The 12,542-nt window shown below is 61.8% G+C and carries 8 protein-coding genes and 4 tRNA genes; 7 read left to right on the forward strand and 5 right to left on the reverse strand.

Translation table 11 applies throughout. The annotated features are described in order from the left end of the window. Nucleotides 1–59: 59 nt before the first annotated feature. On the reverse strand, nt 60–3,530 hold the full coding sequence (locus ACE04F_RS11945) for a hybrid sensor histidine kinase/response regulator (RefSeq protein WP_486106911.1): 3,471 nt from the start codon (nt 3,528–3,530) through the stop codon (nt 60–62). 252 nt (nt 3,531–3,782) lie between these two features. Beyond that, nucleotides 3,783–4,322, reverse strand: a complete 540-nt coding sequence (locus ACE04F_RS11950) for a TetR/AcrR family transcriptional regulator (RefSeq protein ID WP_486106913.1) — start codon at nt 4,320–4,322, stop codon at nt 3,783–3,785. A gap of 102 nt (nt 4,323–4,424) precedes the next feature. Between ACE04F_RS11950 and ACE04F_RS11955 the strand changes: the two genes are divergently transcribed. From ACE04F_RS11955 to ACE04F_RS11965, 3 genes are all read left to right on the forward strand, one after another. After that, nucleotides 4,425–5,618, forward strand: coding sequence for an MFS transporter (locus ACE04F_RS11955; RefSeq protein ID WP_486106915.1), 1,194 nt, complete (start codon nt 4,425–4,427; stop codon nt 5,616–5,618). A gap of 104 nt (nt 5,619–5,722) precedes the next feature. Next, nucleotides 5,723–6,871: a TDT family transporter gene (locus ACE04F_RS11960; protein WP_486106917.1), complete on the forward strand. Its 1,149-nt coding sequence runs from the start codon at nt 5,723–5,725 to the stop codon at nt 6,869–6,871. An 81-nt stretch (nt 6,872–6,952) separates the two neighbouring features. Beyond that, nucleotides 6,953–8,827, forward strand: a complete 1,875-nt coding sequence (locus ACE04F_RS11965; RefSeq protein WP_486106919.1) for an MFS transporter — start codon at nt 6,953–6,955, stop codon at nt 8,825–8,827. A 103-nt stretch (nt 8,828–8,930) separates the two neighbouring features. Here the strand turns inward: ACE04F_RS11965 and sugE are convergent, their stop codons facing one another. The 3 genes from sugE to rdgC form a co-directional block, all read right to left on the reverse strand. Beyond that, on the reverse strand, nt 8,931–9,245 hold the full coding sequence (sugE, locus tag ACE04F_RS11970) for a quaternary ammonium compound efflux SMR transporter SugE (RefSeq protein ID WP_486106921.1): 315 nt from the start codon (nt 9,243–9,245) through the stop codon (nt 8,931–8,933). Between the two features lie 117 nt (nt 9,246–9,362). After that, nucleotides 9,363–10,328 (reverse strand): bile acid:sodium symporter family protein, encoded by a 966-nt coding sequence (locus ACE04F_RS11975; RefSeq protein WP_486106923.1) that lies wholly within the window; start codon nt 10,326–10,328, stop codon nt 9,363–9,365. A 142-nt stretch (nt 10,329–10,470) separates the two neighbouring features. Then, on the reverse strand, nt 10,471–11,391 hold the full coding sequence (gene rdgC / locus ACE04F_RS11980) for a recombination-associated protein RdgC (protein ID WP_486106925.1): 921 nt from the start codon (nt 11,389–11,391) through the stop codon (nt 10,471–10,473). A gap of 160 nt (nt 11,392–11,551) precedes the next feature. On the opposite strand from rdgC, the gene ACE04F_RS11985 reads away from it, so the two are divergent. The 4 genes from ACE04F_RS11985 (at nt 11,552) to ACE04F_RS12000 (ending at nt 12,068) form a co-directional block, all read left to right on the forward strand. Beyond that, a tRNA-Val gene (locus tag ACE04F_RS11985) sits at nt 11,552–11,627 on the forward strand. 19 nt (nt 11,628–11,646) lie between these two features. Further along, nucleotides 11,647–11,723 (forward strand) — tRNA-Asp (locus tag ACE04F_RS11990). Between the two features lie 175 nt (nt 11,724–11,898). Beyond that, nucleotides 11,899–11,974: transfer RNA gene (locus ACE04F_RS11995), tRNA-Val, on the forward strand. 17 nt (nt 11,975–11,991) lie between these two features. After that, nucleotides 11,992–12,068: transfer RNA gene (locus ACE04F_RS12000), tRNA-Asp, on the forward strand. Nucleotides 12,069–12,542 lie beyond the last annotated feature (474 nt).

Raw genomic sequence — 12,542 nt, forward strand, 5'->3', positions numbered from 1 at the left:
GTGCTGCGCACCCAAGCGGGAGCAAGCTCCCTCGCCACAGGGAGACCGTGCCTCCTTGATTACAACGGCAAATGCCGACTCAACAACGCCCGCAACGCCGCCGGTTTCACCGGTTTGGCCAGGTAATCCAGCCCCGCCGCATGCACTTGCGCCACCGTCTCCGGCCGGCCGTCGGCACTGATCACCACACCCGGCACCGGTTCGCCCAGGCGCGTGCGCAGCCAGGCCATAAGCGCGGTACCCGTCTCGCCGTCGTCCAGATGAAAATCCACCAGGGCCAGTTGCGGACGTCCGCCCTGGGCGAGCCAGCGCTCGCATTCTTCGCGGTTGCGCGCGGTCCATACCTGGCAGCCCCAACGCGTCAGCAAACTGTTCATGCCAATCAGGATGCTGTCTTCGTTATCCACACAGAGCACCTGGGCGCCACTCGGCAAGTGGCCGTTGGGTTCGGGCGCGACACTGGGGGCGGCGGCCTGAGTGCTGGCCAACGGCACGCTGACACTGAACACGCTGCCGCGTCCCAGCCAGGAACGCACGCGCAACCTGTGATCAAGCACGCGGCACAGCCCGTCGGCGATTGCCAGGCCCAGGCCGAGGCCTTTTTCGGCGCGGGTCTGATGGCTGTCGAGGCGTTTGAATTCTTCGAAAATGACCTGCTGTTTGTCTTCGGCGATGCCGGGGCCGCGATCCCAGACCTCCAGGCACAGCTCGCCCTGGCAGCGGCGCACGCCCAGCAGCACGGGGCCTTTGGCGTAGCGGAAGGCATTGGTGAGGAAGTTCTGCAAAATCCGCCGGAGCAGCTTGATGTCGCTGTCGACCCGTAGACGCGAGCCACGAACGCGGAACTTGAGCCCCTGTTCCTGGGCCAGCACGGTGAATTCTGCGCCCAAGGTATCGAACAGCTCGTTGAGCACGAAGGATTTGCGGTCGGGGTTGATCTTGCCGTTCTCCAGGCGGGAGATGTCCAACAGGTCGGTGATCAGGTCTTCCGCCGAACGCAGCGAGCTGTCCAGGTGCTGCACCAGTTGCCGGGCTTCGCCGGGCAAGCTGTCATGCTGGTGGGACAGCGCGGCGGAAAACAGCCGCGCGGCATTCAGCGGCTGCATCAAGTCATGACTGACGGCGGCCAGGAAGCGGGTCTTGGACTGATAGGCGGCTTCGGCGGTGCTCTTGGCCTCGGTCAGCGCCAGGTTCAGCTGCGACAGTTCCCGGGTGCGCTCGGCCACCCGTTGCTCCAGCCCTTCGTTGGCTTCGGTCAAGGCTTGGGCGGCTTCGCGGAACGCGGTGATGTCAGTGAAACTCATGACAAAGCCGCCACCGGGCATCGGGTTGCCGATCAGCTCGATCACCCGGCCGTTGGGAAACAGCCGTTCCGAGGTGTGTGCGCGGCCCTGACGCATCCAGTGCAGGCGCCGGGCAACGTGGACCTCGGCCTCGCCAGGGCCGCAGAGGCCGCGCTCGGCGTTGTAGCGGATGATGTCGGCGATCGGCCGGCCGACGCTGATCAGGCCGTCGGGGTAATTGAACAGCTCAAGATAACGACGGTTCCAGGCCACCAGCCTGAGCGACTGGTCGACCACGCTGATGCCCTGGGTGATGTTTTCGATGGCGCCTTGCAGCAGCGCGCGATTGAACTGCAGCACCTCGGACGCTTCGTCGGCGATGCGCACGACGTCCTCCAGCTGCATCTCCCGTCCTTCAATTGCGGCTTTCACCACCGCCCGCGTCGAAGAGGCGCCCAGCACGCCGGCCAGCAGACGCTCGGTGTGGGCGATCCATTCGCTGTCGGCGTTCTGGCTCGGGTTGAAGCCCTTGCCCTGGCGATAGGCGAAGCGGATGAAGCTCTGCCGCGCACGTTCTTCACCGACGAATCGGGCAGCCAGTTGCAGCAGATCGTCGATCTGCACCGCGAGCATCGAACGCGGGTTGGGGCGGGCGCTGATTTCCTGGCCGATGAAGCGCCCGGCCTGCCAGTGCTCCGACACGCGGGTGCGGGACAATACCGAGACCCAGGCGAACAGGATGAAATTGCCGGCCAGGGACAAGACGACCCCTTGCGTCAGCGGGGTGATCGGCAAGTCCAGCGGGTTGCCGTGCAGCCAGGCCAGGCCGGGAAAACTGCTCAATGACCAACCCAGGCTGTGGGCGGCGATCGGCAGCACCAGCGTATAAAACCAGAGGAAAATTCCGGTGGCGAGGCCGGCAAATACGCCGCGTCGATTCGCCTGTTTCCAGTACAGCGCGCCGAGCATGGCCGGCGCCAATTGGGTCACGGCGGCGAAGGCGATCTGGCCGATGGTCGCCAGGCTCGCCGTCGACCCCAGCAACCGATAGCTGACGTAGGCCAGCAGCAGGATCGCGACGATGCTCACCCGGCGGACCGACAACATCCACTGGCGGAATACCTCGAAGGGCCGTTCGGCGTTGTTGCGGCGCAACAGCCAGGGCAGCAGCATGTCGTTGGAGACCATGGTCGACAGGGCGACACTCGCCACGATGACCATGCCGGTGGCGGCCGATGCGCCGCCGATGAACGCCAGCACCGCCAGGGCCGGATGGGCCTGGGCCAGCGGCAGGCTGATGACGAATGAATCCGGCAGCACCGAACTGGGCAGCATCATCTGCCCGGCCAGGGCAATCGGCACCACGAACAGCGCGGCCAGCGCAAGGTAGGCGGGAAACACCCACTTGGCCAGGCGCAGGTCTTGCGGGTCGATGTTCTCGACCACGGTCACATGGAATTGCCGCGGCAGGCAGATGATCGCCATCATCGCCACGCCGGTCTGCACGACCATGGACGGCCAGTTGATGGTTTCCTTCCAGTATTGCTCCAGCCGCGGCGCCAGCATTGCCTGGTTGAACAGGTCGTCAAAACCGTCATAGAGGCCAAACGTGACAAACGCGCCGACGGCCAGGAACGCGAACAGCTTGACCAGCGACTCGAAGGCAATCGCCAGGACCATGCCGCGGTGGTGCTCGGTGGCGTCCAGGTTGCGGGTACCGAAGACGATGGTGAACAGCGCCAGGATCAGCGAGACGATCAGGGCGGTGTCCTGCGCCCGGGTGCCCATGGCGTCGGCGCCGGCACCGATCAGCAGGTTCACCCCGAGCACGATGCCTTTGAGCTGCAAGGCGATGTACGGGAGCACGCCGACCAGGCAGATCAGCGCGACCACAATCGCCAGGGACTGCGACTTGCCGTAGCGGGCGGCGATGAAGTCGGCAATGGAAGTGATGTTCTCCTGCTTGCTGATCATCACCATTTTCTGCAGGACCCACGGCGCGAACACCAGCAGCAGGATCGGCCCGAGGTAGATCGGCAGGAATGACCAGAGCTGTTCGGCGGCCTGGCCCACGGCGCCAAAAAAGGTCCAGCTGGTGCAATAAACCGCCAACGACAGACTGTAGACCCACGCCCGCACGCGCGGCGGCAGCGGCGTGCTGCGTCGGTCGCCGTAGAAGGCGATGGCAAACATGATGGCCATATAGGCCAGGGCGACAACGGCAATCAGCCCGCTGGACAGCGACATGGAAACTCCCGGACAAATATCCCCGGGCTTGGGCCCGGCAAGACAGTCTCGCATGCCCGCTCGGGTTCGTCAGTGTCGACCAAGGTCGGGGCGTGGCCGGGTGTCGCGGGTGGGGTGGAATGCTCAGATTATCGGGTGTGCTTTCGGGCCTCTTCGCGAGCAGGCTCGCTCCCACAGTGGATCTGCGGTGCACACAAATCTTATGCCCGCTGGAGATCCCATGTGGGAGCGAGCCTGCTCGCGAAGGCGGCCCTATTGACCCAACGCGATATCAACCAACCTATACAACTCCTCAGCCTCCAGCGGGGCAGTGGCGAACAGGATACGAAACACCGTCGGCGCGACGATCACATTCACCAGCCGCTCGATGCCCGGGTTCGGCTCATCGGGATAGCGGTCCAGGATGATCTGCAACTGGCCGCTGATGATGCCCACGCAATAGCCCGGCGTGGCGCAGGCCTGGATGTCGCGCATCATGTTGCGGCCGGGCTCGGAACTCATTTCGTCCAGGTACTGCTCGGCCCAGGCACGCAGGTCGCCGCGCAGGCTGCCGGTATTGGCCGGCTCGCCGTCCGGGCGCATGCGTGCGATGGCGACATCGGCCAGCAGTGCTTGCAGATCGCCCCAGCGCCGATAAATGGTGGACGGCGTTACCCCGGCGCGCGCGGCGATTTGCGGCACGGTCAGGCTGGCGCGATCCTGCTCCTGCAATAACGCGCGAACGGCCGAATGAATCGACTCTTGAACCCGGGCGCTTCTGCCGCCGGGGCGTAAACCTTCTTTGATAGCCATGAATCGGACCTTAACACAAAGAATTTGCTTTAAGCGCATGCCGGTAGCACACTCCGCAAAAGCAAAAAATTAGCTTTTGTGAATGCCTTGTGGAGCGTGCCCATGTCTCGTCCAGCTTCGACCCGCGCCAGCCTGATATTTCTGGCGCTCACCTTGCTCGGCTTCCTGGCGGCGTCCAGCGCGCCGACGCCGTTGTATCACCTCTACCAGGAACATATGCAGTTTTCCCCGGCGATCCTGACCCTGATCTTCGGCGTGTACGCGTTCAGTCTGCTGGCGGCTTTGCTGGTCGTCGGTTCGCTGTCCGATTACCTCGGTCGCAAGCCGGTGATCTTTGCGGCATTGCTGCTCAACATGCTGGCGATGCTGCTGTTTATCAACGCCGACAGCGTCGCCTGGTTGATCGGGGCGCGTTTGATTCAAGGTTTTGCCACCGGAATGGCTACCAGTGTATTGGGTGCGGCGTTGCTGGACTTCGATCGTCAGCAGGGGCCGCTGATCACCAGCGTGGCGCCATTGCTCGGCATGGCGTGTGGCGCGATGGGCTGCGGCCTGCTGGCTGAGTTCGCGCCGATGCCGCTGCAATTGACGTATTGGCTGCTGCTGGCATTGTTTCTCATCCAGGCGATTTACCTGTGGCGCCTGGCGGAAAGCGTCAGCCCGCAGCCCGGTGCCTGGCGATCGTTGCGCCCGACTTTGCATGTACCTGTCCAGGCCCGGCGCGCCTTGTGGCTGATATTGCCTCTGGACCTGGCGGCTTGGGCCGTCGGGGGATTCTATTTGTCCTTGGCGCCATCACTGGTGCGGACCGCTACCGGTTCGACATCGAACCTGATTGGCGGCGCGCTGGTGGCTGTGCTTACCCTCAGTGGCGCCTTGTCGATCTACACGCTGCGTAACCGGGCGGCAAGGACGATGCTGCGGCTTGGCGCCAGCCTATTGGTGCTCGGCCTGGGCCTGGTATTGACGGCCGTACACACGGCCAGTCTGCCGTGGTTTTTCATTGGCACCTTGATCACTGGTAGCGCTTTTGGCGCGGGATTCCTCGGCGCCCTGCGCAGCATCATGCCGCTGGCCTTGCCCCACGAACGGGCCGGCCTGATGTCTGCGTTCTACGTGCTCAGTTACCTGGCCTTCAGCCTGCCTTCGTTGCTGGCGGGAAACCTGACGCGTATTTTCGGGCTGATTCCGACCACCGATGGCTACGGCGCCGTGCTGATTGTGATGGCAGTCGGCGCGCTGGCGGGCTTGCTGCGCCAGCCTGCAAAACCGCTGGCGGAGGGAATGGGATCGTAAGCGCTTATCGGTGAAACAGAATAGATATAGAGAAATTACCCGTTATATAGATATTCGTTTCAGTTCTAGCATGGCTTTACCTCATCCGCTAACGAGGATTGACCATGACTTGCCACGCTGCGAAAAACCGCTTACCCCCGCTGAGCCACTTGGCCGGCCCCTGGGACGTCGTCCGACAATTCACCCCGAACTGGTTCGCCGCCACCATGGGGACTGGCGTGCTGGCATTGGCCCTGGCGCAAGTGCCAGGCGCCAATGCCGGATTGCACGCATTCGCTGAAGGGCTGTGGTTGTTCAACATTTTCCTGTTCGCACTGTTCACCGGGGTGTACACCGCCCGTTGGCTGTTGTTCTTCGACGAGGCGCGACGGATTTTCGGCCATTCAACGGTCTCGATGTTTTTCGGCACCATCCCCATGGGCTTGGCGACGATCATCAACGGTTTTCTGGTGTTCGGGCTGCCGCGCTGGGGAGATGGCATGGTGGCGGTGGCAGAAGTGTTGTGGTGGATCGACGTGGCGATGTCGCTGGCCTGCGGCGTGCTGATTCCGTTCCTGATGTTCACCCGCCAGGAACATCGCATCGACCAGATGACCGCCGTGTGGCTGTTGCCCGTGGTGGCCGCCGAGGTTGCCGCTGCCAGTGGCGGGCTGCTGGCGCCACACCTTGGCGACGCCCATTCGCAATTGGTCATATTGGTCACCAGCTATGTGCTGTGGGCGTTTTCCCTGCCGGTGGCGTTCAGCATTCTGACCATCCTGCTGCTGCGCATGGCCCTGCACAAACTGCCCCACGAAAACATGGCCGCTTCGAGCTGGCTGGCCCTGGGCCCGATCGGCACGGGCGCCTTGGGCATGTTGCTGCTGGGTGGCGAGGCACCGCTGATTTTCGCCGCCAATGGCTTGCCGGGCGTGGGCGAGGTCGCCTCGGGGCTGGGGCTGGTGGCCGGCATCACCCTGTGGGGCTTGGGTTTGTGGTGGATGTTGATGGCGCTGTTGATCACCGCGCGCTATCTGCGCGAAGGCATCCCGTTCAATCTCGGCTGGTGGGGTTTCACCTTTCCCTTGGGCGTGTATGCACTGACCACGCTGAAACTGGCGAGCCTGCTGAGGTTGGTTTTTTTCAATCTGCTCGGTTGCGCACTGGTGGTGATGTTGGCGGTGATGTGGCTGATCGTCGCTCGGCGCACGGTGCTGGGCGCCTGGCACGGTGAGCTGTTCGTATCACCTTGCATTGCGGGGCTGGGGAAATAATCGTCAAAGACAGGTAATGTGTGGCCTGGATCGAAAAAGCGTCATTCCAATAAGCGTCCAAGCCACTCAGGAACATGGAAGATGAGTCACCCCTCGCAGTTCACCTTGCTTCGCACGCGGCGTTTCCTGCCGTTCTTCATCACGCAGTCCCTCGGCGCGTTCAACGACAACATCTTCAAGCAGTCGCTGATCCTCGCCATCCTCTACAAATTGACGATCGAAGGTGATCGGTCGATCTGGGTCAATCTCTGCGCGCTGCTGTTCATCCTGCCGTTCTTCCTGTTCTCGGCGCTGGCGGGCCAGTTCGGCGAAAAATTCGCCAAGGATGCGTTGATTCGCCTGATCAAGCTTGGCGAAATCGCGATCATGGCGGTCGGCGCGGTGGGTTTCCTGTTCGATCATCTGTGGCTGATGCTGGTGGCGCTGTTCGCCATGGGCACGCACTCGGCGCTGTTCGGGCCGGTGAAATATTCGATCCTGCCGCAAGCCTTGCGCGAGGATGAGCTGGTCGGCGGCAACGGCCTGGTGGAGATGGGGACGTTCCTGGCGATTCTCGCCGGCACCATCGGCGCCGGGATCATGATGTCCGCGGCCAATTACGCGCCCGTGGTGTCAGTGGCGATTGTCGGCGTCGCCGTGGCCGGTTACCTGGCCAGCCGCGGCATTCCGCGGGCGGCGGCAGCTTCGCCGCAGATGCGCTTGAACTGGAACATTTTCAGTCAGTCCTGGGCAACGTTGAAGCTTGGCCTTGGGCAGACCCCGGCGGTGTCCCGTTCGATCGTTGGTAACTCCTGGTTCTGGTTCGTCGGCGCGATCTATCTCACCCAGATCCCGGCCTATGCCAAGGAATGGATGCACGGCGACGAAACCGTGGTTACTTTGATCCTCACCGTGTTCTCGGTGGGGATCGCCCTGGGCTCGATGCTCTGCGAAAGACTTTCTGGGCGCAAAGTGGAAATCGGCCTGGTGCCGTTCGGCTCGTTCGGGCTGACGGTGTTCGGCTTGCTGCTGTGGTGGCATTCCGGTGGGATCCCCGCCAGCGTCGACGGCCACGGCTGGCTCCAGGTGCTGGGTTTCGGCCACGCCTGGCTGGTGCTGATCGACATCCTCGGGCTGGGCATCTTCGGCGGTTTCTACATCGTGCCGCTGTATGCATTGATCCAGTCGCGCACCGTTGAAAACGAGCGCGCGCGAGTGATCGCCGCCAACAACATTCTCAACGCCTTGTTCATGGTGGTCTCGGCGATTGTTTCCATCGTCCTGCTGAGCCTGGCCAAGCTGTCGATTCCGCAGCTGTTTCTGGTGGTGTCGCTGCTCAACGTTGGTGTCAACGCCTACATCTTCAAGATCGTCCCCGAGTTCAGCATGCGTTTCATGATCTGGCTGCTCAGCCATTCCATGTACCGCGTGGAGCATCGCAACCTGCAAGCGATCCCGGATGAGGGCGCAGCGTTGCTGGTGTGCAATCACGTATCGTTTGTCGATGCCTTGCTGATCGGTGGCGCGGTGCGTCGGCCGATTCGCTTTGTGATGTACTACAAGATCTACAACCTGCCGATCCTGAACTTCATCTTCCGCACCGCCGGGACTATTCCGATCGCCGGGCGCCAGGAAGATATCCACATCTATGAAAAAGCCTTCAGCCGCATTGCCCAGTATCTGAAGGACGGTGAGCTGGTGTGCATTTTCCCTGAAGGAAAATTGACCGCTGACGGTGAGATCAATGAGTTCAAGAGCGGGCTGACGCGAATCCTGCAGGAAACCCCGGTGCCGGTGATTCCCTTGGCATTGCAGGGTTTGTGGGGCAGCTTTTTCAGCCGCGATCCGAGCAAGGGGCTGTTTCGGCGGTTCTGGTCGCGGGTGACGTTGGTGGCGGGGACGGCGGTGGCGGTCGAGGCGGCGGAGCCGGCGAAGCTGCAGGCGTTGGTCGGAGAGTTGCGCGGGGCGGTCAGATGACAGGTGATTTTGCGGGCCTCTTCGCGAGCAGGCTCGCTCCCACCTTTGACCGAGTGAATGCGGTCGAATGTGGGAGCGAGCCTGCTCGCGAATGGGCGGTGGCTTAAGCGCTGACCTTGAGCCCGATCAGCCCGACAATGATCAGCGCAACGCTGGCCAGCCGAATCAGCGCCATCGACTCGCCAAACAAGATGATCCCGGCGATCACCGTGCCCACGGCACCGACCCCGGTCCAGATCGCGTAGGCGGTGCCCAGCGGCAGCTCCTTCATCGCCAGGCCGAGCAGGCCGAGGCTGATCGCCATGGCGGCGATTGTCAGTGCGGTGGGGAGCGGGCGGCTGAAACCGTCGGTGTACTTCAGGCCGACAGCCCAGCCGACTTCGAACAGGCCGGCGAAAAACAGAATGATCCAGGACATCACACACCTCATCGATGGATGGGGTCGTCCCCGGATAAAAACTTCATGGCGTTGCGGGGTCGTCCCCGCATTGGGCGCAAGAGTGCCCAATGCTGACTATTCGGTCAAGTCCGCCGGTCAGTCCGCGGTTTGTCGGGCAAGCGCTTCGCGGTCCTGTTTTTCGCTCATGCGCCGGAACCAGGTCGAGAGCAGGGCGCCGGAAATGTTGTGCCAGACGCTGAACAGCGCGCTGGGCACTGCCGCCAGCGGCGAGAAGTGTGCGCTGGCCAATGCCGCACCGAGGCCGGAGTTCTGCATGCCGACTTCCAACGACAACGTCTTGCGTTGGGCCAACGGCAGCCCGAAAAGCCGACCGGTGAAATACCCCAGCAGATAGCCGAAGCTGTTGTGCAGGACGACAATGGCCATGATCAACAGGCCAGATTCGGCAATTTTCGCCTGACTGGCCGCCACCACGGCGGCGACGATTATCACGATGCTGACCACCGACACCAACGGCAGCACTTCTACGGCATGGCGAACCCGCGCGCCCAACAGGCGCTGGGCAACGATGCCCAAGGCAATGGGCAGCAACACAATTTGCAGGATCGACCAGAACAAGGCGGAGAACGACACCGGCAACCAGGCCGAAGCCAGCAGCCAGATCAGCGCCGGGGTCAGCAGCGGGGCAAGCAGGGTGGTGATGGCGGAAATCGCCACGGCCAGGGCCAGGTCACCGCGGGCGAGCCAGGTCATGACATTGGAGGATGTGCCGCTCGGGCAGCATCCCACCAGGATCACGCCGACGGCGATTTCCGGCGGCAGGCTGAACACCTGGCAAAGCAGCCATGCTGTCCCCGGCATGATCACGAACTGGGCAATCACACCCAGGGCCACCCGTCCTGGGCGGCGAGCCACCTCGGCAAAGTCCTCCAGCTTGAGCGCCAGGCCCATGCCGAACATCACCAGGCCGAGCAGCGGCACAATGGCGCTTTTGAGACCGATGAACCAGGCCGGCAGAAAGAACGCCACGACGGCGAACAGCAACACCCAGTAAGCGAACGTATTGCCGACGAAGCGGCTCAATGCAGCCAGTGCACGCATGATCTGATCCTTGTTATCAATAACGCCGAATACCATTGTGGGAGCGAGCAGGCTCGCGAAAGCGGGGCGTCAGTCAACATCGCTGTGGCTGTCATACCGCTTTCGCGAGCAGGCTCGCTCCCACAGGGGCTATCCGCTACTTTTAGATCCCCTGCGGAATCTCTTCACCACCCAGCGCTTCAACCAGCGCCGGCAGGAACTCGCCGAACGTCAGCATCATCAGGGTGAAGCTGGCGTCCAGTTGGCCGAGGGCTTCGTCGCCGCCGTCCTGTTCCGCCTGGTCTTGCAGCAGGTCTTCGAACTTCAGGCGCTTGACCACCATTTTGTCGTCGAGCACGAAGGACAACTTGTCCTGCCAGGCCAGCGACAGTTGCGTCACCACCTTGCCGGTGTTCAGGTGCAACTGGATTTCGTCGCTGGTCAGGTCCTGGCGCTTGCAACGGACGATGCCGCCATCTTCGTGGGTATCGCGCAGCTCGCATTCGTCCAGCACGAAGAAATCGTCCGCGGCTTTCTGGGTCTTGACCCAGTCGGTCATGATCGCGGTCGGGGCCGTCTTCACTGTCAGCGGGCGCACCGGCAGCGTGCCGATGACTTCACGCAGGGTCGAAAGCAGGTCTTCGGCGCGTTTCGGGCTGGCCGAGTTGACCAGGATCAGGCCCTGTTTCGGCGCAATCGCGGCAAACGTGGAGGAGCGGCGAATGAACGCGCGAGGCAGGAAAGCCTGGATGATTTCATCCTTGATCTGGTCCCGTTCCTTTTTATAGACCTTGCGCATCTGCTCGGCTTCGATCTCGTCGACCTTTTCCTTGACCGCGTCACGGACGACGCTGCCCGGCAGGATGCGTTCTTCCTTGCGTGCGGCAATCAGCAGGAAGTCCTGGCTGACATGCACCAGCGGGGCGTCTTCGCCTTTGCCAAACGGCGCGACGAAACCGTAAGTGGTCAACTCCTGGCTCGCACAGGGGCGCGCCAGTTTGCTCGCCAGTGCAGTTTCCAACGCCTCGGCATCAACAGGCAGATCTTGGGTCAGGCGATAGATAAGCAGGTTCTTGAACCACATGGGGTGAGTCTCTCCTTTATACAAAGGGGGGCATTATTCTCTTCGCGGCGCCATAGGCCAACCCTTCGCTAAGCCTTTGGAAGGCCTGAAAAAATTAATTTAAAAAGTGCTTGCCAGCTTAGGGACTGCTCCGTAGAATGCGCGCCACACCGAAAGCGAAGGGTGATTAGCTCAGCCGGGAGAGCGTCTGCCTTACAAGCAGAATGTCGGCGGTTCGATCCCGTCATCACCCACCATTCGCTCCAAGTGTTACGCGCAGCGGTAGTTCAGTCGGTTAGAATACCGGCCTGTCACGCCGGGGGTCGCGGGTTCGAGTCCCGTCCGCTGCGCCATATTCGGTAACCTGGAACACTGAACGCCAGGTCACCACAGAAAGCCCGCTAACGCGGGCTTTTTGCTTTCTGGAGTTTCTGTGGTGCGCGTGAATCACATTTTTTGCTGGATTTATCAATTAAATCAGCACGTTATAAAAAACTGTGAGAGAATGCGCCCCGCATCGAAAGTGCAGGGTGATTAGCTCAGCCGGGAGAGCGTCTGCCTTACAAGCAGAATGTCGGCGGTTCGATCCCGTCATCACCCACCAAACTTTCAATGTTACGCGCAGCGGTAGTTCAGTCGGTTAGAATACCGGCCTGTCACGCCGGGGGTCGCGGGTTCGAGTCCCGTCCGCTGCGCCATATTTGGTATCTGGAACGCTGAACGCCAGGTAGCCGCCAGAAGCGGCGCTTTTCCTTCAAGAGGGGAAAGGCGCCGTTTTTTTTTGCTTTCGATATCTGTCTTTCTCAAAGTGGTGTGTATATCCGTTTCTGCGGTAGTGGCCGCTGGCGGTTTCGCTTTTACAGCGACTCACTTTTATGAAGCGTAAACGTTTTTGCCCCACCACTGTCCACCGCGAGGCGGCCTTAAAGCTGACCTGGCTCTCCCAGTCGTACTCCGATCCACCTGTGGGAGCGGGCCTGCCCGCGTAAAGGCCGGCACATTCGACATCTCCATCGACCATACCACCGCCTTCGCGAGCAAGCTCGCTCCCACAGGTGTGTTGTGGTGCCTACAAATCCATGGCCGAACGCAGAGCCAAGAGTGGGAGCGAGCCTGCTCGCGAAGAGGCCCGCGAATCTGATATCTTCATCAACTGTGGCACGGCTTTCGCG

Source organism: Pseudomonas sp. AGC41 (assembly GCF_057334555.1).